The sequence below is a fragment of the Pseudomonas sp. C321 genome (assembly GCF_055407105.1).
The window spans coordinates 304,890-329,177 of record NZ_JBUZRB010000002.1; the positions used below are offsets into that span (position 1 = coordinate 304,890).

Annotated in this window: 24 protein-coding genes; 7 read left to right on the forward strand and 17 right to left on the reverse strand. The window is 59.1% G+C overall.

Translation table 11 applies throughout. The features are described from left to right. Window positions 1-97: 97 nt before the first annotated feature. Window positions 98-877, forward strand: a complete 780-nt coding sequence (locus ACZRJ6_RS07365; RefSeq protein ID WP_463967721.1) for a transporter substrate-binding domain-containing protein — start codon at window positions 98-100, stop codon at window positions 875-877. A 37-nt stretch (window positions 878-914) separates the two neighbouring features. Here ACZRJ6_RS07365 and ACZRJ6_RS07370 read toward each other — a convergent pair whose 3' ends face one another. Together ACZRJ6_RS07370 and ACZRJ6_RS07375 are read right to left on the reverse strand one after the other, a co-directional pair. Then, the gene (locus tag ACZRJ6_RS07370; protein WP_463967720.1) at window positions 915-1,409 is read right to left on the reverse strand and encodes a 2-thiouracil desulfurase family protein; all 495 of its coding nucleotides are present in this window, start codon (window positions 1,407-1,409) and stop codon (window positions 915-917) included. A gap of 2 nt (window positions 1,410-1,411) precedes the next feature. Then, entirely contained in the window at window positions 1,412-2,044 is a 633-nt protein-coding gene (locus ACZRJ6_RS07375; protein WP_463967927.1) for a 2OG-Fe(II) oxygenase, read from the reverse strand. Between the two features lie 131 nt (window positions 2,045-2,175). Here ACZRJ6_RS07375 and ACZRJ6_RS07380 point away from each other — a divergent pair, with 131 nt between their 5' ends. Then, the gene (locus ACZRJ6_RS07380; RefSeq protein ID WP_463967719.1) at window positions 2,176-2,928 is read left to right on the forward strand and encodes a DUF2059 domain-containing protein; all 753 of its coding nucleotides are present in this window, start codon (window positions 2,176-2,178) and stop codon (window positions 2,926-2,928) included. Between the two features lie 43 nt (window positions 2,929-2,971). Here ACZRJ6_RS07380 and bipL read toward each other — a convergent pair whose 3' ends face one another. After that, entirely contained in the window at window positions 2,972-3,913 is a 942-nt protein-coding gene (gene bipL / locus ACZRJ6_RS07385) for a phospholipase BipL (RefSeq protein ID WP_463967718.1), read from the reverse strand. A gap of 110 nt (window positions 3,914-4,023) precedes the next feature. Here bipL and ACZRJ6_RS07390 point away from each other — a divergent pair, with 110 nt between their 5' ends. After that, window positions 4,024-4,599, forward strand: a complete 576-nt coding sequence (locus tag ACZRJ6_RS07390; protein ID WP_463967717.1) for a DUF6436 domain-containing protein — start codon at window positions 4,024-4,026, stop codon at window positions 4,597-4,599. Between the two features lie 31 nt (window positions 4,600-4,630). Then, the gene (locus ACZRJ6_RS07395) at window positions 4,631-7,015 is read left to right on the forward strand and encodes a penicillin acylase family protein (RefSeq protein ID WP_463967716.1); all 2,385 of its coding nucleotides are present in this window, start codon (window positions 4,631-4,633) and stop codon (window positions 7,013-7,015) included. A 209-nt stretch (window positions 7,016-7,224) separates the two neighbouring features. Here the strand turns inward: ACZRJ6_RS07395 and ACZRJ6_RS07400 are convergent, their stop codons facing one another. The 8 genes from ACZRJ6_RS07400 to ACZRJ6_RS07435 all read right to left on the reverse strand — a co-directional run bounded on the left by ACZRJ6_RS07400 (window position 7,225) and on the right by ACZRJ6_RS07435 (window position 16,408). Beyond that, window positions 7,225-8,109: an ABC transporter permease subunit gene (locus ACZRJ6_RS07400; protein WP_133100887.1), complete on the reverse strand. Its 885-nt coding sequence runs from the start codon at window positions 8,107-8,109 to the stop codon at window positions 7,225-7,227. Beyond that, window positions 8,106-9,026: an ABC transporter permease subunit gene (locus tag ACZRJ6_RS07405; RefSeq protein ID WP_463967715.1), complete on the reverse strand. Its 921-nt coding sequence runs from the start codon at window positions 9,024-9,026 to the stop codon at window positions 8,106-8,108. Before ACZRJ6_RS07405 ends, ACZRJ6_RS07400 begins: the two co-directional genes overlap by 4 nt. Further along, on the reverse strand, window positions 9,023-10,165 hold the full coding sequence (locus ACZRJ6_RS07410) for an ABC transporter ATP-binding protein (protein WP_149412270.1): 1,143 nt from the start codon (window positions 10,163-10,165) through the stop codon (window positions 9,023-9,025). Before ACZRJ6_RS07410 ends, ACZRJ6_RS07405 begins: the two co-directional genes overlap by 4 nt. Window positions 10,166-10,229: 64 nt before the next feature. After that, window positions 10,230-11,324 (reverse strand): polyamine ABC transporter substrate-binding protein, encoded by a 1,095-nt coding sequence (locus ACZRJ6_RS07415; RefSeq protein ID WP_463967714.1) that lies wholly within the window; start codon window positions 11,322-11,324, stop codon window positions 10,230-10,232. A 184-nt stretch (window positions 11,325-11,508) separates the two neighbouring features. After that, window positions 11,509-12,621 carry a polyamine ABC transporter substrate-binding protein gene (locus ACZRJ6_RS07420; protein ID WP_463967713.1) on the reverse strand — a complete coding sequence of 371 codons (1,113 nt, stop codon included), beginning with the start codon at window positions 12,619-12,621 and terminating at the stop codon, window positions 11,509-11,511. Between the two features lie 187 nt (window positions 12,622-12,808). Beyond that, window positions 12,809-14,173 (reverse strand): aspartate aminotransferase family protein, encoded by a 1,365-nt coding sequence (locus ACZRJ6_RS07425; protein WP_463967712.1) that lies wholly within the window; start codon window positions 14,171-14,173, stop codon window positions 12,809-12,811. A gap of 57 nt (window positions 14,174-14,230) precedes the next feature. Beyond that, window positions 14,231-15,589, reverse strand: a complete 1,359-nt coding sequence (locus tag ACZRJ6_RS07430; RefSeq protein ID WP_463967711.1) for a glutamine synthetase family protein — start codon at window positions 15,587-15,589, stop codon at window positions 14,231-14,233. 39 nt (window positions 15,590-15,628) lie between these two features. Next, window positions 15,629-16,408, reverse strand: a complete 780-nt coding sequence (locus tag ACZRJ6_RS07435; RefSeq protein ID WP_463967710.1) for a gamma-glutamyl-gamma-aminobutyrate hydrolase family protein — start codon at window positions 16,406-16,408, stop codon at window positions 15,629-15,631. Window positions 16,409-16,686: 278 nt separating this feature from the next. Here ACZRJ6_RS07435 and ACZRJ6_RS07440 point away from each other — a divergent pair, with 278 nt between their 5' ends. The 3 genes from ACZRJ6_RS07440 to ACZRJ6_RS07450 all read left to right on the forward strand — a co-directional run bounded on the left by ACZRJ6_RS07440 (window position 16,687) and on the right by ACZRJ6_RS07450 (window position 19,601). Next, window positions 16,687-18,063, forward strand: coding sequence for a glutamine synthetase family protein (locus tag ACZRJ6_RS07440; RefSeq protein WP_133100880.1), 1,377 nt, complete (start codon window positions 16,687-16,689; stop codon window positions 18,061-18,063). Between the two features lie 138 nt (window positions 18,064-18,201). Continuing rightward, entirely contained in the window at window positions 18,202-18,834 is a 633-nt protein-coding gene (locus ACZRJ6_RS07445; RefSeq protein ID WP_463967709.1) for a TetR/AcrR family transcriptional regulator, read from the forward strand. Between the two features lie 17 nt (window positions 18,835-18,851). Continuing rightward, window positions 18,852-19,601, forward strand: coding sequence for a hypothetical protein (locus ACZRJ6_RS07450; RefSeq protein WP_463967708.1), 750 nt, complete (start codon window positions 18,852-18,854; stop codon window positions 19,599-19,601). Window positions 19,602-19,648: 47 nt separating this feature from the next. On the opposite strand, the gene ACZRJ6_RS07455 is transcribed toward ACZRJ6_RS07450, so the two are convergent. The 6 genes from ACZRJ6_RS07455 to ACZRJ6_RS07480 all read right to left on the reverse strand — a co-directional run bounded on the left by ACZRJ6_RS07455 (window position 19,649) and on the right by ACZRJ6_RS07480 (window position 24,224). Next, a complete protein-coding gene (locus ACZRJ6_RS07455; RefSeq protein WP_003213899.1) occupies window positions 19,649-19,864 on the reverse strand; it encodes a TOBE domain-containing protein in 216 nt (71 codons plus the stop codon). A 28-nt stretch (window positions 19,865-19,892) separates the two neighbouring features. Next, window positions 19,893-20,699, reverse strand: coding sequence for an aliphatic sulfonates ABC transporter ATP-binding protein (gene ssuB / locus ACZRJ6_RS07460; protein ID WP_463967707.1), 807 nt, complete (start codon window positions 20,697-20,699; stop codon window positions 19,893-19,895). Next, on the reverse strand, window positions 20,696-21,484 hold the full coding sequence (gene ssuC, locus ACZRJ6_RS07465) for an aliphatic sulfonate ABC transporter permease SsuC (protein WP_463967706.1): 789 nt from the start codon (window positions 21,482-21,484) through the stop codon (window positions 20,696-20,698). Before ssuC ends, ssuB begins: the two co-directional genes overlap by 4 nt. Window positions 21,485-21,599: 115 nt before the next feature. Beyond that, the gene (locus ACZRJ6_RS07470; protein WP_463967705.1) at window positions 21,600-22,568 is read right to left on the reverse strand and encodes a sulfonate ABC transporter substrate-binding protein; all 969 of its coding nucleotides are present in this window, start codon (window positions 22,566-22,568) and stop codon (window positions 21,600-21,602) included. A 94-nt stretch (window positions 22,569-22,662) separates the two neighbouring features. After that, window positions 22,663-23,256: an NADPH-dependent FMN reductase gene (gene ssuE / locus ACZRJ6_RS07475; protein ID WP_463967704.1), complete on the reverse strand. Its 594-nt coding sequence runs from the start codon at window positions 23,254-23,256 to the stop codon at window positions 22,663-22,665. Window positions 23,257-23,585: 329 nt separating this feature from the next. Beyond that, window positions 23,586-24,224 carry a peroxiredoxin gene (locus ACZRJ6_RS07480; protein WP_463967703.1) on the reverse strand — a complete coding sequence of 213 codons (639 nt, stop codon included), beginning with the start codon at window positions 24,222-24,224 and terminating at the stop codon, window positions 23,586-23,588. Window positions 24,225-24,288 lie beyond the last annotated feature (64 nt).

Sequence of the window (24,288 nt, forward strand, 5' to 3'; positions counted from 1 at the left end):
TGACAACTTAGCGACAAATCGTTGTCCAAGGCACTCAACACCATAGCAAAGCGAGTCTGAACGACGCCTCGCACATTCGAATTCTTTAGGAGTGACCATGCATTTTTTGCCTGGCCTGTTACTTTTGCTACCCCTGATGAGCCCCCTAGCTCATGCCGAAATGTTCGATGATGTGTTTGATCGCGGTGAATTGCGCATTGCCCTGGAGGCCAACACACCGCCCTTCAACTTCAAGGAAGGCGACAAGCTCACCGGCTTTGAAGTGGAACTGGGTGAGTTGCTGGCCAAAGAGATGGACGTACGCGCCTCCTTTATCACCACCGATGCCACGGACATGCTGCCCGGCGTGGAAAGCGGCAAGTACGACGTGGCGATCAACCATATCGCTGTGACTCCTGAACTGCAGGATCGTTTCGATTTCAGCGAACCCTATAGTTATTCCAGTGCCCAGTTGATTGTGCGCAAGCAGGAAAACCGCCCATTGGGCAGCCTTGACGCGTTCAAGGGCAAGGTGCTGGGCGTGGCCCAAGGCAGTCAGTTTGTGGAGCAGGCGCGCACCGCAGAAGGTGTCGACCTGCGCAGCTACGCCGACGCCAAACAACCGATCAAGGACGTGGCCGACCAGCAGATCGATGCGGCCATCAGTGATCGGCTGCTGATTCCCTACGCGATTCGCGACAGTCAGTTACCGGTCAAGGAAGGTGCAACCGTCGGCCCGACCTTGAGCCTGGCGATTCCCTTCCAGAAGGGCAACCCGGCGTTCAAGTCGAGCCTGGACAAGGCGCTGCAACGGATCAAGGCGGATGGCCGGCTGACGGCGTTGTCAGAGAAATGGTTCGGGATGGATGCGAGCAAGCCGGTGGCGAGGGCTGACTAAACTCGATCAATGTGGGTGCTGTCGAGCCCACATTAGGTCAGTGCGGATTTGAGAGGTATGCCAGCGCCTGTGCCGCCTCGGGCAGCTCCAGCTCACTGAACACCAACACTCCATGGCGCTTGAGCAACGCCGCTGTCACTCCTTCGCCGCTTACCTTCACGCCGGTGAAGGTGCCGTCATAGGTCAGCAGATTGCCGCATGACGGGCTATTGGCCTTGAGCACCGCAATACGAATACCGTGGCGCTGCACCAACGCCAACGCCTGACGCGCGCCGTCGAGGAAGGCTTCGCTGAAGTCTTCACCTTCAGCCGTCAGCACCTTAGCGCGGCCTTCCCAGACATCAACGCCCTGCCCGCCCGGAATTTCGGCAGACGGACGTGGCGTCGGCAAGCCACCGGCTACTTCTGGGCACACTGCAACCACGCGGCCTTCGGCCTGCCAAGCGGCCAGTTGATCAAAAGGCCCGCTGGCCCCGCCGTCGTATCGCACGCGATGCCCGAGCAGGCAGCGGCTGATCAAGATTTTTTCCATGATTAAAACGGCTCGTTGCCCCGCCGGCGAAACCAGCCCGTCAAGGACAGGCGCTCGCGGGTGGCGGGCAGGACTTCATGGGGCACTTCACCCGACAGGAACACCACCAGGCAACCGCCGGTGGGCACCACATCGTGCTCCACACCCTCGTCAAGGTACATGCGCAACTGGCCACCATGCTCAGGCAGCCAGGCATTGTTCAAGTAGATCACCGCAGAGACCATACGCCGGTCGTCGTCGCGAAAGCGGTCAATATGCCTGAGGTAAAACGCTCCCGGCGGGTACAGGGCGAAATGGCTTTCAAAATCTTCCAGACCGAGGAACAGGCCTCGATTCATCGCCACCCGCAGGCTGTCCATCAGGTCGAGGTAATTGTCGCAGGCAGCGACCTGGCCGGCTTCCAGCCATTGAATGTGATCACCGCGAATACCCTCGCGAATCTCCTGAAACGGCCCGCGCCCAACGGCCGCTGGTGCCAATTCACCTTCAGCGGCACGTTTATGGCACTCAGCCGCCAGTTCCAGGGTCAGAGCCTCTGGCAGGAAGATGTTCTGCTGCGACCAGCCCTTCACAGCCAGGTCGTCGACGATGCGTAACAACAGCGGGTGATCAGAGGGTATTTGCATGGCGCGCATAGTATCCATACGCCTGTGAATCCGACAGCGCCGCTGAGCATCTGAATACACTTTAGTCAGGTGACTGATAGGACTTCTCGACAAATCCTACGCCCGACACGGACAATAGTGGCCGACTGACAGGAGTCCATATGCGTCGTTTGTTTTTTTCCTTGCTGATGTTCTGCGTTTTACCCGCTTGGGCAGACAGCCATGACCAGTTGTACACGGTCGCCGGCTGGCCAGAACAACGCGCGCATTTTAATGACGCCTTGAGTGCTGCCCAGCAACGCTATCGCAACAGCTTGCCGCCCGCCGTATATCAGGCGCTGGTGGACAACAGCAGTAAGCGCTTCAACCCCAAGGCCATGGATCAGCGGGCCGAGGCGCAGTTGCGCAAAAATCTGGTGGACCCAAAACCTGCACTGGCCTTCTTCCAGTCGCCCTTGGGCAGCAAGATCGTCGCCGCCGAATTGCTCGCGACCCGTCGGGATCAGTTGGCGAAAAACGCCCAGGGCCTGCCGCAAATCCAGGCCGATGCCACCCGTAGCCTGATCATCGGCCACCTGGCCCAGGCGCTGCCCGCCCGAGAAGCCGGCGCCGAGGTCAGCCTGGCGATTGCCGGTGTGGCGGCCGACAGCTTGAGCCAGATGATTCCCGGCCTACTGGGCGGCGGTCAGGCCCAAGGCATGTTGAACGGCCAGCGCGAGCGTTTGATGCAGCAGATTGGCAATGACTTGCACAACACGCTGTTGTACGTCTATCGCGATTTGTCCGACCCAGAATTGGAAGAATTCGCTACGTTTGCCGAGTCGCCGGAAGGCAAGGCTTACTATCAAGCGGCCTTGGCCGCGATCCGCGCCGGCCTGGCCGTCGGCCAAAGTACATCGAGCCTCGCACCGTAATAAATGTGGAGCGGGCAAGCCCGCTCCCACCTGTAGATTTCGGTCAGCTCAGGTGGTCGGTGAGGAACTTGAAATACTCTTGGCGAATCTGCGGAATCTCATTGGCCAAATGATGCCTGCCGCGCGGCAACATCAGAATCTCAGGCTGATCAAACTTCCCCTGCAACACTTGCAAATTGTGCTGCCAATCCACCGTCATATCGTCTTCCCCCTGCACAATCAGCGGCCGCCGACTGCTGCGCGGTGCGGCTTCGATACGCTTGATCCAGAGTGCCAGCGCGCCCACCCAGGCGGTGGGCAATTGCCGCGACTGCAACGGGTCCGCTTCCAGGAACGGCCTGAACCCAGGGTCGTTGGTGTTATCGCTGAAGCGTCGGGCAATGCCTTTGACGAACGGCTTGAGCAAGTAATAGCTGAGCTGCGACCAACCCCAGGCCCGAGGCCGGACCAGCGGTGACAACAGGAACGTCTTGCCTTGTGCCGGGCTGTCGACGCCGTGGTTGAGCAGGTGGTCCACTACAATCGCCCCGCCGGTGCTTTGCCCGAATAGGTGCCACGGCTGAGGCAGTTGCAACGCCTTGGCCTGCTCGAACAGCACCTGCACCACGTTCTGGTACACCGCGAAGTCGTCGATGCTGGCCCGCTCGCCACTGGACAGCCCGTGGCCCGGCAGGTCGCAGGCGATCACCACGAAACCCTGGTCCAGGCCCCAGTCCACCACGTTGCGGTACAGCCCCATGTGATCGTAGAAACCGTGAAACAGGAACATCGTTGCCACAGGTTGCCGTGGCCACCAGACCTGGCTGACCACCTCGAACCCGTCGACCTCAAAACGCCCCAGGCGGCTGACAACCGGCTCCTTGCGGGCCGCCAGGTCCAGACCATAGAAGCGCTGATAAACCCGGGCCTCGGCTGAGAGCGGCTGCGCATCCACCAACGGCCGCAAGCTTTCGCGAAGGTGATCGGGGTCAAAGGTCACGGGCATAAGAGGTTCCAGACTAGAGGCTTGGTGCGCTGCACAGGTTTTATCGAGCTGCGATATTCATCTGTCAGGGCAAGCATGGCAAGCTACGCGTCCTTCGAGGATTGATCTGAATGCGAAAGCCTTACCGCACGGCCCTGTTCGCCAGCCTGATCGTACTGATCTGCGCAGTGGTGTTGTGGGCGGCGTATGACTGGTTCCAGGATCGCTACCTGCGGGCCTTCAGCGAACACACGGCGGTGTTTTCCGGGGACATGCTCAAGCTGCCCGACGACCTCGCCGGGCCGGGCCCGATTCGCCTGGTACATTTCTGGGACCCAGCGTGCCCGTGCAACGTCGGCAATCAACAGCACCTCAGTGAATTGATCGAGCAATACGCACCCCAGGGCGTGGAGTTCTACGCCCTGCAAAAAGCCGGCAGCCACGGCCAGTTGCCCACGACCCTCGGCGCAATGAAAGTCCTCACGGCCCTGCCCGGCGCCGAACACGTGCCCGCCAGCCCCGCCGTGGGGATTTGGGATCGCACGGGCAAGCTGGCCTATTTCGGGCCTTACAGCGAAGGGCTGACCTGTAATTCCAGCAACAGCTTTATCGAACCTATCCTGCAGGCACTCAAGGGTGGACGCGACGTGAACGCGACCCACACTCTGGCGGTGGGCTGCTATTGTTCCTGGTCGGAAGGTTTGTAGTCTGCTGTCCCATTCTCACTAAGGAATTTCCATGAAGCGCGTGTTGTCGGTCCTCGCAGCCCTACTGGTGCTGATCGCCCTCAGCGCCGGCTGGTACGTCTACAGCAAGCAGCCGACCCGCCAGGGCACGGTAGAGATGGCCAACCTGCAAGGCTCGGTCACTGTTCGCTATGACGACCGTGGCGTACCCCATATACGCGCCGAGAACGAAGCCGACCTGTACCGCGCCCTTGGCTATGTGCATGCCCAGGACCGGCTGTTCCAGATGGAAATCATGCGCCGCCTGGCCCGTGGCGAACTGGCCGAAGTGCTCGGCCCCAAGTTGCTGGACACCGACAAACTGTTTCGCAGCCTGCGTATCCGTGACCGCGCCACTACTTATGCAGCGCAGATGGACCGCCAGTCGCCCCACTGGAAAGCCCTGCAAGCCTACCTGGACGGTGTCAACCAGTATCAGGACAGCCACGCCAAACCCATGGAGTTCGACGTACTGGGTATTCCCAAGCGCCCGTTTACCGCCGAAGACACCATCAGCATCGCCGGCTACCTGGCCTACAGCTTTGCCGCCGCCTTTCGTACCGAGCCCTTGCTGACTTACGTACGCGATCAACTCGGCAGCGACTACCTGAAGGCTTTCGACCTTGATTGGAAACCCAGGGGCGATCTTGGCCTGGCCGCCGGCGACTGGAAAGACCTTGGCGCCATCGCCCGCCTGAGCGAGCAGGCTTTGGCCGATAACGGCCTGCCGCAGTTCGAGGGCAGCAACGCCTGGGCCATCAGCGGCGCACGCACCAAGAGCGGCAAGCCGTTGCTGGCTGGCGACCCGCATATCCGCTTCTCGGTGCCGTCGGTGTGGTACGAGGCGCAGTTGTCGGCGCCGGGCTTTGAACTCTACGGTTATCACAATGCGCTGGTGCCGGTAGCGTTCCTGGGGCACAACAAGGATTTCGGCTGGAGCCTGACCATGTTCCAGAACGATGATCTGGACCTGATCGCCGAGCAGGTCAACCCGGACAACGCCAATCAGGTCCGCTACCACGACCAGTGGGTCGACATGACCAGCAGCGAGCAGCAGATCGCCGTCAAGGGCCAGGCCCCGGTGACGCTGACCCTGCGTCAATCGCCCCACGGCCCGATCATCAATGACGTGCTCGGCGCAAACGCTGGCAAGACGCCGATCGCCATGTGGTGGGCGTTCCTCGAAACCGAGAATCCGATCCTCGACGGCTTCTACCAGCTCAATCGTGCCAACACCCTGGCCAAGGCTCGCAGCGCCGTTGCCAAGGTCCACGCACCGGGACTGAATATCGTCTGGGCTAACGCCAAGGGCGATATCGGCTGGTGGGCGGCGGCGCAGTTGCCAATCCGCCCGGCCGACGTCAAGCCCGGCTTTATCCTCGATGGCAGCACCACCCAGGCCGACAAGCTCGGCTTCTACCCGTTCAGCGCCAACCCCCAGGAAGAAAATCCGGCGCGTGGCTACGTGGTCTCCGCCAACGCCCAGCCCGTGTCGCCCACCGGCATGGAGATCCCTGGCTATTACAACCTGGCGGATCGCGGCCAACAGTTGAACGCGCAATTGAGCGACAACCGCGTGAAATGGGATCTGGAAAACAGCCAGGCCTTGCAGCTCGGCACCACCACCGCCTACGGGCCAAGGCTGCTGGCGCCGCTGTTGCCAGTACTGCGTGATGTGGTCAAGGACCCGGCAGAGTTGAAACTGGTGGAGCAACTGGCCGCGTGGAAAGGTGATTACCCGCTCGACTCCACCAGCGCCACGCTGTTCAACCAGTTGCTGTTTGATCTTGCTGATGCCGCGATGCGTGACGAGCTGGGCGACGCCATGTTCCAAACACTGCTCTCGACCCGAGTCATCGACTCCGCCCTGCCGCGCCTCGCCGCTGCCACCGACTCGCCGTGGTGGGACAACCGCACCACCCCACTCAAGGAAACCCGCGCCGACACCGTCCGGATCGCCTGGCAAGCCAGCCTGAAGCACCTCAAGGCCACCTTCGGCGATAACCCGGCGCAGTGGCAGTGGGGCAAGGCGCATACCCTGACTCATGGCCATCCGCTGGGCTCGCAGAAGCCGTTGGACCAGATCGTCAATGTCGGCCCCTTCGCGGCCCCCGGCACCCACGAAGTGCCAAATAACCTGTCTGCCGCCATCGGGCCGGCGCCCTGGCCGGTGACTTATGGGCCGTCAACCCGGCGCCTGATCGACTTCGCCGACGCCGCGCACGCCCTGACCATCAACCCGGTAGGGCAAAGCGGCGTGCCGTTCGACAAGCACTACGCCGACCAGGCAGAAACGTATATCGAGGGTGGGTATGAGCAGGCGCACTTCAATGATGAGGAAGTGACGGCCAATACCCGAAGTACGCTCAAACTGTTGCCGGCCAGAGCCGCGCAATAGCGCTCAAACTGGCGCCGCGAAATTCAGCCTGAATTGTTGCGGCGTCACTCCAAGCCTGCGATTGAACACGCTGCGCATGTGCTGGGCTTGTGGCGAGGGGGCTTGCCTGCAATGGCGGTGTATCAGTCAACCAATCAGTCGACTGACAGAGCCTCATCGCAGGCAAGCCAGCTCCCACATTTTGATCCAGTTTCTTCAGGTAGACCTGATTAAACCGGCGCAGGCGCCCGACGCGCATCTGGCTGCTTCCAACCGTCCGCTGCCGCTTCTTCAATCGCCTGCTGGATCGCCTTCTTGCGGCGCTCTTCGGCACGGCGGCTGAAGAACCACACCAGGAAGGTCACCAGCGACACCGCCAACAGGATCAGACTGGCCACGGCATTGATCTCGGGTTTAACCCCCAGACGCACCGCCGAGAACACTTCCATCGGCAACGTGGTGGAACCCGGCCCCGAGACAAAGCTGGCCAATACCAAGTCATCCAGGGACAGCGCGAAGGACATCATCCCACCCGCCGCCAACGACGGCGCGATCATCGGGATGGTGATCAGGAAGAACACCTTCCACGGCCGTGCGCCCAGGTCCATCGCCGCTTCTTCGATCGACAGGTCCAGCTCACGCAAGCGCGCCGACACCACCACCGCCACATACGCCGAACAGAACGTGGTGTGAGCGATCCAGATGGTGACGATGCCACGTTCCTGGGGCCAGCCGATCATCTGCGCCATGGCTACAAACAGCAGCAACAGCGACAGACCGGTGATCACTTCTGGCATCACCAGAGGCGCCGTCACCAGGCCGCCGAACAGCGTACGGCCCTTGAACTGGCTGATGCGCGTCAGCACAAATGCCGCCAACGTGCCCAACGCCACTGCCGCCACCGCCGTGTAGCAGGCGATTTCCAGGGAGCGCGCTACCGAGCCCATCAGTTGGGTGTTATCCAGCAGGCCGACATACCACTTGATCGACCAGCCGCCCCACACCGTCACCAGTTTCGACTCGTTGAACGAATAGATCACCAAGATCAGCATCGGCAGGTAGATGAACAGCAGCCCGACGACCAGCATAAAGCTGGAGAAACTGAAGCGCTTCATATCTTGCCCTCCATCTCTTTGGCTTGGCTGCGGTTGAACAGGATGATCGGCACGATCAGGATCGCCAGCATCACCACCGCCAGGGCAGAAGCCACCGGCCAGTCACGGTTGTTGAAGAATTCCTGCCACAACACTTTACCGATCATCAGGGTTTCCGGACCGCCCAGCAGTTCAGGGATCACGAACTCGCCCACCACCGGGATAAACACCAGCATGCAGCCGGCGATGATGCCGTTCTTGGACAGCGGCACGGTGATTTTCCAGAAACTGTTGAAGGTACTCGACCCCAGGTCCGACGCGGCTTCCAGCAGACTCTGGTCATGTTTGACCAAGTTGGCGTAGAGCGGCAGGATCATGAACGGCAGGTAGGAATAGACCACGCCGATATACACCGCGATGTTGGTATTGAGTATCTGGAACGGCTCGTTGATCAGTCCGATGGACATCAGGAAGCCATTGAGCAAGCCGTTGTTGCTGAGGATGCCCATCCACGCATAGACGCGGATCAGGATCGCCGTCCAGGTCGGCATCATGATCAGCAGCACCAGCACGGTCTGCATTTCCTTGCGGGCGCTGGCGATGGCATAGGCCATCGGATAACCGATCAGCAGACACAACACTGTGCTGAAAAACGCCATCTTCAGCGAGCCAAGGTAGGCTGCGATGTACAACTCGTCGTCGCCCAGCATCGCGTAGTTGGCCAGGTTGAGCACCAACTGCAGCTTCTGTTCAACGAAGGTGTAGATCTCGGTGTACGGCGGGATCGCTACGTCGGCTTCGGCAAAGCTGATCTTCAGGACGATGAAGAACGGCAGCATGAAGAACAGGAACAGCCAGAGGAAAGGTATCCCGATGACCAAATGCCGGCCACCGGGGGTTATTCGTTGCAACTGGCGCTTGAATTTCTTCATATTCATGAACGAAGTACCACGCCGCTGTCGTCTTCCCACCACACGTAGACCTGGTCACCCCAGGTCGGCCGTGCGCCACGGCGTTCAGCGTTGGCGACGAAGGACTGCACCAGCTTGCCGCTGGGCAGCTCAACGTAAAACACCGAGTGCCCGCCCAGGTAGGCGATATCGTGGACCTTGCCGCTGGACCAGTTGTGCTCGCAGGTCGGCATTTCGGAGGTCACCAGCAGCTTTTCCGGGCGGATGGCGTAGGTCACCGACTTATCTTCTAGCGAGGTGGCGATGCCGTAGCCGACGTAGATGTCGCGGTCCAGGTCAGGGCACTTGAGCAGCGCGTGGCCTTCGGCGTCGTCCACAACCTGGGTTTCGAAGATATTGACGTTGCCGATGAACTCGCACACCAGGCGGCTGGTTGGCGTCTCGTAGATGTCGATGGGGCTGCCGATCTGCGCGATCCAGCCCAGGTGCATGATCGCAATGCGCTCGGCCATGGTCATGGCCTCTTCCTGGTCGTGGGTCACCATCACGCAGGTCACACCCACGCGCTCGATGATTTCCACCAGCTCCAGTTGCATTTGCGAACGCAGCTTCTTGTCCAGGGCGCCCATCGGCTCATCGAGCAACAGCAACTTCGGCCGCTTGGCCAGGGAGCGGGCCAGGGCCACGCGCTGACGCTGGCCGCCAGACAGTTGGTGCGGTTTGCGCTTGGCGAACTGGCTCATCTGTACCAGCTTGAGCATTTCCGCGACGCGGGCATCCACCTCGGCCCTGGGGATCTTGTCCTGTTGCAGGCCGAAAGCGATGTTCTGCGCCACCGTCATGTGCGGGAACAAGGCGTAGGACTGGAACATCATGTTGATCGGCCGCTCGTAGGGCGGCATGTCGGTGATGTCCACTCCGTCGAGGAAAATCCGGCCCTCGGTCGGGCGCTCGAAACCTGCGAGCATGCGCAGCAGGGTGGACTTGCCTGAACCCGAACCGCCGAGCAAGGCGAAGATCTCGCCTTTTTTGATTTCCAGGGACACATCGTCCACGGCAATCGTCTCGTCGAATTTCTTCGTGACCCGGTCGATTTTGACCAACACCTTTTTCGGTGTCTGGTCGCCCTCGAGGGCTTTCTTATAGGCGCCGGAGGCAACTGCCATTTACGAAACTCCCAACAAAATTTGCAGTTCGCCCAATAAGGGCAAATCTTGGATAGTTTGAGCCTTACTTGCCCGACTTGACCTTGGTCCAGCTGCGGGTCATTAAACGTTGCACCTTCGGGGGTAGCTCGCCGTTGACAAAGGTCCGGTCGAGAACCGCCTGCGGAGGGTAAACCGCTTCGTCGGTGCGTATCGATTGCTCCATCAGTATGTCCGCCCCTGGGTTAGGGTTGGCGTAACCGACGTAATCACTGACCTGAGCGATCACTTCAGGTTTCAGCAAATAGTTGATGAAAGCGAGGGCTTCCTTGACGTTGGTGGAGTCCTTGGGGATCGCCAGCACGTCGAACCAGAGGTTGCCGCCTTCTTTCGGGATGACGTAGGCGATGTTCACACCCTTGCCCGCTTCGGCCGCACGAGCCTTGGCCTGGAAGACGTCGCCGGAGAAGCCGGCGGCGACACAAATCTCGCCATTGGCCAGATCGGAAACGTACTTGGAGGAGTTGAAGTAAGTGACGTACGGACGCACCGCCATCAGCTTGGCTTCAGCCTTTTTATAGTCTTCGGGGTTCTGGCTGTTGGGGTCCAGGCCCATGTAATTGAGCACAGCCGGCAACATTTCATCGGCCGAATCAAGGAACGCCACGCCGCACTTGGAGAGCTTCTTGATGTTTTCCGGCTCAAACAGCACCGCCCAGGAATCGATCTTGTCGACGCCCAGCGCCGCTTTGACTTTCTCGACGTTGTAACCGATGCCATTGGTGCCCCACAGGTAGGGCACTGCGTACTGGTTGCCTGGATCGTTCTTTTCCAGCCGCTTGAGCAGCGCCGGGTCCAGGTTGGCGTAGTTGCTCAGTTGGGACTTGTCTAGCTTCTGGAATGCACCGGCCTTGATTTGCTTGCCGAGGAAGTGGTTGGACGGCACTACCACGTCATAGCCGGTACGACCGGCCAGCAACTTGCCTTCCAGGGTTTCGTTGGAATCGAACACGTCGTAGACGGGCTTGATGCCGGTGGCCTTTTCAAAGTTGGCCAGGGTGTCGGGACCGATATAGTCCGACCAGTTATAAACATGCACGGTTGAAGCGGCCTGCACGCTGACTGCCAACGTGACGCCCGCACCGACCAGCAAGGCTTTGCGAAATAAAGAAATTGGCAAGTGGAGGTCCTCTCAACTAGTTGGGCCAAGTTGCCCGAGCTGCATGGCAGCAACACTGCGCGGCAACAAAACCGGCGCGCAACTTACCCTCGATAAACCGATCCGGCAAAACTTTCTGTCATTTAATTGTTTCGTTAACCACCGCGCGCACCGCGGCGGTTAACGAAGACCTGATCAAACCGGCTTATTTGCCCGATTTGATCTTGGTCCAGCTGCGAGTCAGCAAACGCTGAGTGGCGGCCGGCAAGTCAGCAATTGCATACAGCTTGGCCATGACGTCCGCTGGCGGATAAACACCTGGGTCGCTGGTGATTTCCTTGTCGACCAGTGGCGTCGCCGCCGCGTTACCGTTGGGGAAACGTACCGCGTCGGTGATCTCGGCCATAATTTCTGGCTTCATCAGGAAGGTCATGAACTTGTAGGCGCCGTCGACGTTTTCGGCATCTTTAGGGATGGCGACCATGTCGAAGAAGCTGCCAGCACCTTCCTTGGGAATGTTGTAGCTGACTTTGACCTTGTCACCCGCTTCGGCGGCACGGGCCTTGGCCTGGTAGATATCACCCGAGTAACCGACTGCCACGCAGATGTTGCCGTTGGCCAGGTCCGAGATGTACTTGGAGGAGTGGAAGTAACCGACCGAAGGACGGATCTTCAGGAACAGTGCTTCGGCTTCGGCCAGTTGTTTCTTGTCCTGGCTGTCGGTCGGGTAACCGAGGTAATGCAGGGCAATCGGCAACATTTCGGTTGGCGAGTCGAGGAAGCTGATACCGCAGGATTTCAGCTTGGCCGCATTTTCCGGCTTGAACAGCAAATCCCAGGAATTGGTCGGTGCGTCGGCACCCAGTGCGGCCTTGACCTTATCGGCGTTGAAGCCAATACCGATCGAGCCCCACATGTAAGGGAACGCGTGTTCGTTGCCCGGGTCGCTTACTGAGACGGCCTTGAGCAATTCAGGATTGAGGTTTTTCCAGTTTGGCAGCTTGGACCTGTCCAGCTTCTGGTAAACACCGGCCTTGATCTGCTTGGCCAGGAAGTTGTTGGAAGGTACGACGATGTCATACCCGGATTTGCCCGCCAGCAGCTTGGCTTCCAGGGTTTCGTTGCTGTCGAATACGTCGTAGACCACCTTGATGCCCGACTCCGCTTCGAACTTCTTCACGGTGTCCGGTGCGATGTAGTCAGACCAGTTGTAGACGTGCAGCACTTTGTCGTCTGCCTGGGCCGCGCCCACCATCACGCCCATCAGGGACAAGGCCAGGAGGGTCTTGCCAGCGTTCTTCAAACCTAATGCCTTCATTCGGTCATGCTCCAATTTTTCTTTTTGGGCCACATTCTTTATCTATAAACAGCTGCAAAGTGTTGAGTGGCCCCTCGAAGGGCAACAAAACAGGGCGACAGTCTGGCAAGTTCAAGGGCCGGCTTTCAACCAAAGCCCTGCATTTATAACGGAGCGGCCAAAGGCCACTCCGTACTGAGCCTAGCACTTAGCCCTGCAATGCCGCCAAAGTCAGGTCCAGGCACTTGCGCGCCTTGGTCACCAACTCGTCAATCTCGGCCTTGCTGATCACCAGCGGCGGCGAAATGATCATGGTGTCGCCGACAGCGCGCATGATCAGGCCATTCTCAAAACAGAAGGTGCGGCAGATCATACCAACGCCTTTACCTTCGTAACGCTTGCGCGTCGCTTTGTCCTGCACCAGCTCAATGGCACCCAACAGGCCGACACCGCGGACTTCGCCCACCAGAGGATGATCACTCAGCTCTCGTAGGCGTTGTTGCAAATAGGGTGCCGTTTCGTTGTGGACACGCTCGACAATTTTTTCATCGCGCAGGATGCGGATGTTTTCCAGGGCCACTGCGGCGGCCACCGGATGACCTGAGTAGGTGAAACCGTGGTTGAAGTCGCCACCTTCATTGAGCACGACAACCACTTCGTCGCGCACGATTAGACCGCCCATAGGGATATAACCCGAGGTCAGACCCTTGGCGATGGTCATCATGTCCGGCTTGAGGTTGTAGAAATCGCTACCGAACCACTCACCGGTACGGCCGAAACCACAGATCACCTCATCGGCGACAAACAGGATGTCGTACTTGGCGAGGATTTCCTTGATGCGCGGCCAGTAGCTGTCGGGCGGAATGATCACGCCACCGGCACCCTGGATCGGCTCGGCAATAAAGGCGCCGACGTTGTCCACGCCCAGTTCCAGAATCTTCTCTTCCAGTTGGTTGGCGGCCCAGATGCCGAACTCTTCGGGGCTCATGTCGCCGCCTTCGCCGAACCAGTACGGCTGGGCGATGTGGACGATGCCCGGGATCGGCAAGTCGCCCTGTTCGTGCATGTAGGTCATGCCGCCCAGGCTCGCGCCGGCAACGGTGGAACCGTGGTAGCCGTTCTTGCGGCTGATGATGATTTTCTTGTTCGCCTGGCCCTTGATCGCCCAGTAGTGACGAACCATTCGCAGCATGGTGTCGTTGCCTTCGGAGCCGGAGCCGGTGAAGAACACGTGGTTCATGCCTTGAGGGGCAACGTCAGAGATGGCCTTGGCCAATTCCAGTACCGGCGGGTGGGCGGTCTGGAAGAACAGGTTGTAGTACGGCAGCTCTTTCATCTGCTTGGCGGCGGCGTCAGCCAGTTCATCGCGGCCATAACCGATGGCCACGCACCACAGGCCGGCCATGCCGTCGAGGATCTTGTTACCTTCGCTGTCCCACAGATAGACACCATGGGCTTTGGTGATGATTCGCGGGCCTTTCTCTTTCAACTGTTTGAAGTCGCTGAACGGCGCCAGGTGGTGATCGCGGCTCAAGGCTTGCCATTCACGGGTTTGCGGGTTGTTGCTGGTCATACCAATCTCCAAAAATAGCAGGTGGAGGTGCGGCGTGTGACGGCCGCACCCGGCGCATCAGACGGCAAAGAGCAGGAATTCCCGCTCCCACGAACTGATCACGCGCTTGAAGTTTTCATGCTCGGCCCGCTTGACCGCGACATAGCCTGTGATGAATTTTTGACCCAGGTATTTCTCGATGGTCTTGCTGTTTTCCATCCGCTCCAGGGCGTCCTCGATGGTCAACGGCAGGCGCAGGTTGCGACGTTCGTAACCACGACCGACCACCGGTGCACTTGGGCTGATGCCTTCGACCATACCGATGTAGCCGCACAACAAGCTGGCGGCAATCGCCAGGTACGGGTTGGCATCGGCGCCCGGCAGGCGGTTTTCCACCCGACGGTTCTGTGGGCCGGCATCCGGCACCCGCAGGCCGACGGTGCGGTTTTCTTCGCCCCACTCCACGTTAACCGGTGCCGAGGTGTCCGGCAGGAAACGGCGGAACGAGTTGACGTTGGGCGCAAACAGCGGCAACAGCTCGGGGATGAATTTTTGCAGGCCGCCAATGTGGTAAAGGAACAGCTCGCTCTTGGACCCGTCTTCGTTGGAGAAGACGTTTTTGCCGGTGGCAATGTCGATGATGCTCTGGTGCAGGTGCATGGCGCTGCCGGGCTCGCCGGTCATCGGCTTGGCCATGAACGTGGCGGCCACGTTGTGCTTGAGCGCCGCCTCACGCATGGTGCGCTTGAACACCAGGATCTGGTCGGCCAAAGACAGGGCATCGCCGTGACGGAAGTTGATTTCCATCTGTGCCGTGCCGTCCTCGTGGATCAGGGTGTCGAGGTCCAGCTCCTGCAGTTCGCACCAGTCGTAGACGTCTTCGAACAACGGGTCGAATTCGTTGGCCGCTTCTATAGAGAAGGACTGACGACCGGTTTCCGGGCGGCCAGAGCGGCCAATCGGCGGTTGCAGCGGAAAGTCCGGGTCTTCGCAGCGCTTGGTCAGGTAGAACTCCATCTCCGGCGCCACGATGGGCTGCCAGCCTTTGTCGGCGTAGAGCTTGAGGACTTTCTTGAGCACGTTGCGCGGCGACAACTCAATAGGGTTGCCTTGCTTATCGTAGGTGTCGTGGATCACCTGGGCCGTGGGCTCTATGGCCCAAGGCACAAGGAATACCGCGTTCTCGTCCGGGCGGCAGATCATGTCAATGTCGGCCGGGTCGAGCAGTTCGTAATAGATGTCGTCTTCGACATAGTCGCCGGTCACGGTCTGTAACAGGACGCTCTCGGGCAGGCGCATGCCTTTTTCGGCGATGAACTTGTTGGTCGGCGAGATCTTGCCCCGGGTGATACCGGTGAGGTCGCCAATCATGCATTCGACTTCTGTGATCTTATGGTCTTTCAACCAATCGGTGAGCTGGTCGAGGTTGTTACTCATAAATGCCTCTGGGCTGAGTTTCCTGACATCCATTAAAGGTCAGGCGTTGGTTGACGCATCATCCGCGTCGCGTTGTGTTGCCCGCTTTCGACAGGCATTGCCAAATGCCTGGAAGATCGCGAGATAGTGCGGGTTAGAGCTTACCTGCCATTCGGGGTGCCATTGCACTCCCAAAGCAAAAGCCTTGCCGTCTGTCACCGAAAAGGCTTCGACCAAGCCATCGGGGGCTGTTGCTTCAACATGTAGCCCAGGCGCCAGACGATCAACGCCCTGCCCGTGAATCGAGTTGACCTGGATCGTTTCTGGCAAACCCAGGCTTGCCAATACACCACCTGCAGAGATCGTCACCGGGTGAGCCGGGCCGTACTGGACGTCCAGCGGCTGGGTGTCGTCTTCGCGATGATCCATCATGCCCGGCACCTCATGAACCTTCTGGTGCAGGCTGCCGCCAAACGCCACGTTCATTTCCTGGAAGCCACGGCAAATCCCCAGCACCGGAACGCCTGCAACAATCGCGGCGCGAATCAACGGCAAGGTGGTTTGGTCCCGTGCAGGATCATGAGCAGTCCCGGGCGCGCTGGCCGGACCGTCGTAATAAAAAGGTTCGATATTGGAGGGTGAGCCGGTAAAGAGAATGCCGTCCAGACCGTCAAGAATATTGGCCGGGTCGAGCAAATCCGCCAGAGACGGAATAATCAATGGCAAGCCCTTGGCAGCGGTGGCCACTGCACGGACGTATTTGTCGCCACTGATGTGATAAGCATGCAGACCGACCTGTTTGGAACAGGCGGTGACGCCGATTAACGGCAGGCGAGACATGAAGCACCCCGGTATTATTGCTGTTATGGGTTTGAATCGAGCTTAGCCTTGTTCATTTTTTTACACAACACCCCCGTAAAAAATACAACACGGCCCGCTCAAACGTGCTGGTTCCAAGAGACCCAAATACAAAAAAACGCCCCAAAAAGCCTCGAAAATGCCCTCAGGGCGCTTTTTTAGGGCAAAAAAGGCCTCGCTTGACTTCGGCATGCCGTTCGGGTTGACTGAAACCCGAAGATTTCAATGATTGATATTTTTAACAACAAAGGTGTTGCATCATGTCGGTACCCCCGCGTGCCGTTCAGCTTAACGAAGCGAACGCGTTCCTTAAGGATCATCCTGAGGTTCTGTACGTAGACCTTCTAATTGCGGATATGAATGGTGTGGTGCGCGGCAAGCGCATCGAACGCACCAGCCTCCACAAGGTTTACGAGAAAGGCATCAATTTGCCGGCCTCTCTATTTGCCCTGGATATCAATGGCTCGACGGTGGAAAGCACCGGCCTGGGTCTGGACATCGGTGATGCTGACCGAATCTGTTATCCAATCCCTGACACCCTGTGCAATGAACCCTGGCAAAAGCGCCCAACCGCGCAACTGCTGATGACCATGCACGAAATCGAAGGTGAACCTTTCTTCGCGGATCCTCGCGAAGTGCTCCGCCAAGTTGTGAGCAAGTTTGATGACCTCGGTCTGACCATCTGCGCCGCATTCGAGTTGGAGTTCTACCTGATCGACCAGGAGAACGTGAATGGCCGGCCACAACCGCCCCGCTCGCCGATCTCCGGCAAACGCCCGCACTCGACACAGGTCTACCTGATCGACGACCTCGACGAATACGTCGACTGCCTCCAGGACATTCTGGAAGGTGCAAAAGAGCAAGGCATCCCTGCCGACGCCATCGTCAAGGAAAGTGCCCCGGCGCAGTTCGAAGTGAACCTGCACCACGTTGCCGACCCGATCAAGGCCTGCGACTACGCGGTACTGCTCAAGCGTTTGATCAAGAACATCGCCTACGACCATGAGATGGATACCACCTTCATGGCCAAGCCTTACCCAGGCCAGGCAGGCAACGGTTTGCACGTACACATTTCGATCCTGGACAAGGAAGGCAAGAACATCTTTGCCTGCGAGGATCCCGAGCAGAACGCCGCACTGCGACATGCGATCGGCGGTGTGCTGGAGACCCTACCCGCCCAAATGGCGTTCCTGTGCCCCAACGTCAACTCCTACCGTCGTTTCGGCGCACAGTTCTACGTGCCGAACGCGCCGTGCTGGGGGCTGGATAACCGCACTGTTGCGGTACGCGTACCCACCGGTTCCGCCGACGCGGTCCGCCTGGAACACCGCGTGGCTGGCGCCGATGCCAACCCGTACCTGCTGATGGCTTCGGTCCTGGCGGGCGTGCACCACGGTCTGACCAACAAGATCGAACCGGGTGCTCCGGTGGAAGGCAACAGTTACGAGCAGAACGAGCAAAGCCTGCCGAACAACCTGCGCGATGCATTGCGCGAGCTGGACGACAGTGAAGTGATGGCCAAGTACATCGATCCGAAATACATCGATATCTTCGTCGCCTGTAAGGAAAGTGAGCTGGAAGAGTTTGAACACTCCATCTCCGACCTTGAGTACAACTGGTACCTGCATACCGTGTAAGCGGTTGCGACAGTAAAAGGAACGCCGCAGGCTTTTGGCTGTGGCGTTTTTTTTTATCAGTTTTTCGGAGTGCTCGCCACAGGTATGGATCATCTTCAGGCTCTGCGTACAATGCCCACTGCCCTGTAGGAGACTTCCATGACCCGCCCCGCAGCCCCTCGCAAACCCCGCGCCCGCAGCCAGGCCCGGATCGACGCGATCCTCGACGCCGCCCGCACCTTGCTGGCCGCCGAAGGCGTGGCCAGTTTGTCGATCTACAGCGTGGCCGAACGGGCGCAGATTCCGCCGTCGTCGGTCTACCACTTCTTCGCCAGCGTCCCGGCGCTGCTGGAAGCGCTGACGGCTGATGTTCACGCCGCCTTCCGCGCCGCCCTGCAAGCGCCTATCGATCATGAAAAACTCAACCATTGGCGCGATCTGTCACGCCTGGTGGAACTGCGCATGCTGAGCATCTACAGCAAGGATGCCGCTGCCCGCCAGTTGATTCTCGCCCAGCACGGGCTGACCGAAGTGACCCAGGCTGACCGTCAGCATGATCTGGAGTTGGGGGGCTTGATGCTCACCGTGTTCGACCAGCACTTCCAACTGCCGGCCCTGCCCACAGACGTCGACGTGTTCGCCCTGGCCATGGAACTGAGCGACCGGGTCTACGCCCGCTCGGTGCAACAAAATGACCACATTACGCTGCGTATGGCCGAGGAAGGTATGCGCGTATTTGATGCGTACTTAGGGCTTTACCTGCCGCCCTACCTGCCCAAGCGCAGCCACTGAAATTCCAGGATGGGTTTATGCAGCAAGTCCCCGAACACTATCTGGGCGTGTGGAAACGGCGCCTGATCAGCTATCAGAACGGCGAAATCGATCAACACACCTCGGTGTACTGGCTGCAAACACCGCGCCTGTTCGCCGACCTGCGCATCCCGACAGGCATGCCTGCTCACTCCATCAGTCATGCCGACCACCTGGCCCTGTGCGAACAAAAAGGCTTTGCCGGCGTGACCCAGGTCGACGGCGATATCTGCCAATGGCATCGACACATCGACTTTCAGCCCGCCAGCGATGAGGCCGATATCGGCCGGATGCATTTTGAAACCCGCGACCGCCTGATCGAAACCGCCCTGGACGATGATTATTACGAAATCTGGGAGCGGCTTGCCGACTCTAAAGGTCTGTGTCGCAGCCAATGGCTACAAGCCAACGACAACCCGACCCGCAACGCGTGCCTGGTGCTCGCGGGCGACTATTTTTTGTTCGCCGCCGACCGGCCTGCACCACTGACACCCAACGGCCACTTGCGTGAACGTATCAACAGTGAAAATCCGCAAGCACTGCTGGCCTGTGAACTGTCCTTCGGCCAACATCGTGCTGGCACCATGCCCTGGCACATCGACTACTCCACCCTGCCCGCGCAGATCGGCCAGCGGCTACTGCCGGCCAGCGTGGAACCGTTAGCCGACGATCTGTTCAGCCATGCCATGGGTTATTTCGCCCCAACCAACGGCTGGAAACTCGCTTCAGATCCCTCCCCAAAACGCTGAAAACCCCGAAGGGCTCATGCCGTCCGGGGTCGTCTGTCGCCCATCGATCACAACTTGGCGATCGACACCTCGGTGGACTTAACGAACGCAATCACTTCACTGCCAATCACCAACTCCAGCTCTTTTACCGAGCGAGTAGTGATCACCGAAGTAACGATGCCCGAAGCGGTCTGCACGTCGATTTCCGACAGTACGTCGCCTTCGACGATTTCCTTGATGGTGCCTTTGAACTGGTTACGCACGTTAATGGCTTTAATAGTCATGTTGTTCTTCCTTCATTGGGCAAGTGAGTTATTGCGCCCAACGCAATTGCGTAGGCAGCGGTGCAACAGGTTCGGGTTCCGGCGCAGTACCAGGTAGTAACAGCACCCGGTTGAGCACTTCGGCTTCCAGTGCTGCCAGGCGGTGCGAACCACGGGCCCGTGGACGTGGCAGGTCGACGAGCATGTCGAGGCCGATTTCGCCGTCTTCAATCAGGATCACCCGGTCGGCAATGGCCACGGCTTCGCTGACGTCGTGGGTCACCAGCAACACAGTAAAACCGTGCTTCTGCCAAAGGTTCTCGATCAGTTGCTGCATCTCGATCCGGGTCAGGGCATCCAGCGCACCCAGCGGCTCATCGAGCAGCAGCAAGCGCGGCTGATGAATCAAGGCACGAGCGAGGGCGACGCGCTGCTTCTGGCCACCGGACAAGGCCGCCGGCCATTCATCGGCGCGTTCGGCCAAGCCGACGGCCTCCAACGCGTCCAATGCCTTGTCGCGCCAGTTACCCTTAAGCCCAAGGCCCACGTTGTCGATGACTTTTTTCCACGGCAGCAGACGCGCTTCCTGGAACATCAAACGCGTGTCTTCAATGGCTTCGCTCAGCGGCGCAGAACCTGCCAGCAATTCACCGCTGCTGGCTTTATCCAGACCGGCAAGCAGGCGTAGCAAGGTGCTTTTACCGCAACCACTACGGCCGACCACTGCGACGAATTGGCCTGCCGGAATGTGCAGATCAATCTCACGCAGTACTTCCCGCGCGCCAAAGGATTTACGTAGCTTGCGCACTGCCAGCGCAATACCGCGCAGCAGGCGTGGAGGTTGTTGAGCGGTCATGCTGCACCTCCCTTGGCCACTTGATAAGCCGGATGCCAGCGCAACCAGACACGCTCCAGGCCGCGAGCGGCCAGGTCGGCGAGCTTGCCGAGCACGGCGTACAGCACAATCGCCAGCACCACGACGTCGGTTTGCAGGAACTCGCGGGCATTCATTGCCAGGTAACCAATACCGGAACTGGCGGAAATGGTTTCTGCGACGATCAAGGTCAGCCACATAAAGCCCAGGGCAAAACGCACGCCCACCAAAATCGAAGGCAAGGCACCCGGCAGAATCACCTGGCGAAACAGACTGAAACCAGACAGGCCATAACTGCGGGCCATCTCCACCAGCGCCGGGTCGACGTTGCGAATGCCGTGGTAAGTGTTGAGGTAGATCGGGAACAACGTGCCGAGGGCGACCAGGAAAATCTTTGCCGTCTCATCAATGCCGAACCACAGGATCACCAGTGGGATCAGCGCCAGGTGCGGCACGTTGCGGATCATCTGCACCGAGCTGTCCAGCAGGCGCTCACCCCACGTCGACAGGCCGGTGATAAAGCCCAGGGCCAGGCCGATACCGCCACCGATGATAAAACCAAGGCCCGCACGCCAACCACTGATGGCCAGGTGCGTCCAGATTTCGCCGCTGCGTACCAGGTTGATACCCGCTTCGATCACCGCGCTAGGGGCCGGCAGGATGCGTGTCGATAACCAGCCTGCCGAGACCGACAACTGCCACACCGCCAGCAACAAAATCGGTAGTGCCCAGGGCGCCAGTCGATGGCCTAACTTTTCAATATTCATGGCAACACTTCAGCTCTGGGACGCAGCTTTGGGGAGGATATTGTTGGCCACGCCGTGGGTAGGCAGGAACCAGAAAATATTGAGGCCCATGGAGTTGTCTCCTGAAGAAGTCGGATTACGGCGCTTTGGCAACGGTCGCAGGCGGCGTCCAGATCACGTCCTTGATGCTCAAGTGTTTCGGGATCAGTTTGAGTTGGTAGAAGGTGTCGGCGATTTTCTGTTGGGCGGCGACTACTTCCGGCGTCAGGAACAGCGCGCCGTAGCCCTGGCGTTTCACGGAGGTCAGGGTGATGTCGGCGGGCAGGCCGAGCAGCGGCGCGACTTGGGTGGTGACTTCTTCAGGGTTGGCCTTGGACCACTCGCCCACGGCGCGCACTTCTTCCACCAACGCCTTGATCACTTCAGGGTGTTTTTCGGCGTAAGGCTGGGTCGCCAGGTAGAACTGATGGTTGTCGGCGATGCCGGAGCCGTCACGCAGGGTGCGGGCTTGCAGTTGTTTCTCGGCGGCGGCCTGATATGGGTCCCAGATCACCCAGGCGTCGACGCTGCCACGCTCGAATGCGGCGCGGGCGTCGGCGGGCGGCAGGAATACGGTCTGCACGTCGGTGTATTTCAGGCCAGCATCTTCCAGGGCACGCACCAGCAGGTAGTGCACATTGGAGCCTTTGTTTAGCACGATTTTCTTGCCCTTGAGGTCCTGCACCGATTTGATCGGTGAGTCCTTGGGCACCAGGATCGCTTCACTGGTGGGGGCCGGCGGTTCGTAGGCGACGTAGAGCAGATCGGCACCGGCGGCCTGGGCGAACACCGGAGGGGTTTCACCGGTGACGCCGAAATCGATGGAACCGACGTTTAGCCCTTCCAGAAGCTGCGGGCCGCCGGGAAACTCCGTCCATTGCACCTGCACGCCCTGCTCAGCCAGGCGCTTTTCCAGCGAGCCCTTGGCCTTTAGCACTACCAGAGTGCCGTATTTTTGATAGCCGATACGCAAGGTTTCGGCCGCTTGAGCTTGAACAATGGCGCCGAAGGACACAGCCGCAGCAAACAGTGCGACCAGACCACGACGCAAGATGACAGTGCGCATGGCGCTCTCTCCAATTATGCGATTAGGATTTTGGCGGCACCTGCTTGGCCGTTGGCGGCTGAGTAAGGTGAGTGTTTCTAGATCCGGGTGAAGCTCAGATACTCCAGCGAGCACTCAACAAACGTTCATTCAACACATGAGGGTCAAGGGGCTTGGGGCGGCGGGCCATGGCGCTGTAGAACTGATCCAGGGCCTCGCTCAAGCGTTTTTCGAGAATCGGCACCAATTGCGCCTGGGCACTGCCTTCGCCGTACGCGATCTGACTGTCTTCGGCAAAGATCCCGTGGAGCAACTCCTGGGCTTTCAGGGCTGACAGCACCGGCTTCAAGGCGTAGTCCACCGCGAGCATGTGGGCGATGCTGCCGCCGGTAGCCATCGGCAATACCACTTTGTGGGCCAGGGCGCGCTCGGGCAGCAGGTCAAGAATGGTTTTCAACGCGCCCGAAAACGAAGCCTTGTACACCGGCGTGGCGATCACCAGGCCATCCGCGTTTGCCACTTGCGCCAGCAGGTCGATGACCTTGGGGCTGTCGAAGCGCGCATGCAGCAAGTCTTCGGCCGGGAAGTCCCGTACCTGATAACTCACCACTTCCACGCCTTGCTGCTGCAACCAGCGCCGGGAATGATCCAGCAAGACCCCAGAGCGGGAGCGCGGGCTGGGACTGCCACCAAGTGTTACGACCAGCATCTAGAGAATTCCTTGAGCAAGTGTCAGCGGTTCGCTGTGCGGCGATAGGCGCCAAGATGGGACAGACCTTATCAGTAGATTTATATATCCATAAATCTCATTTTTTCATTTGTTTATTCTTAAAATGTATATGCGGATATTCAATCGCCAAACGAAAAAAAGGCCGTAAAAACGGCCTGAAAACCCCTGCTTTCCTGTAGGAGCGAGCTTGCTCGCGAAGAACGCACAGGCACCGCGGGCAACCCGACACGCTGCGTTATCGTTGACGTTCTTCGCGAGCAAGCTCGCTCCTACAGTTGATCCAATTGATCCAGTTGATTCGGCTGATCTCAACGGTTGGGTTGAGGTGTCAGTCGCAGGTACGGTTTCACCGCGCGATAGCCCTTCGGAAAGCGTTTCTTGATCTCTTCCTCATCCTTGAGCGAAGGCACGATCACCACTTCATCACCGTCCTGCCAGTTGGCCGGAGTGGCGACTTTGTAGTTGTCGGTCAGCTGCAACGAGTCGATAACCCGCAGGATTTCGTGGAAATTACGGCCGGTGCTGGCCGGGTAGGTGATGGTCAGGCGAATCTTTTTGTTCGGGTCGATCACGAACAATGAACGCACAGTGAGGGTGTCGTTGGCGTTCGGGTGGATCAGGTCATACAGATCGCTGACCTTACGGTCAGCGTCGGCCAGGATCGGAAAGTTGACGACGGTGTTCTGGGTTTCGTTGATGTCTTCGATCCATTTGTGGTGCGAATCCACCGGGTCTACCGACAGGGCAATGGCCTTGACACCGCGCAGGGCAAATTCGTCCTTGAGCTTGGCGGTGAAACCCAACTCGGTGGTGCATACCGGGGTGAAGTCCGCCGGGTGGGAAAAGAGCACGCCCCAGCTATCGCCCAACCACTCGTGAAAGCGGATCTTGCCGGCACTGGAATCCTGTTCGAAGTCGGGGGCGATATCGCCCAGTCTGAGGCTCATGGTGTGGCTCCTGATGAGTGCTTATGGAGCCCACTGTGCCTGCGTTAGGGATTATTTAAAAAGA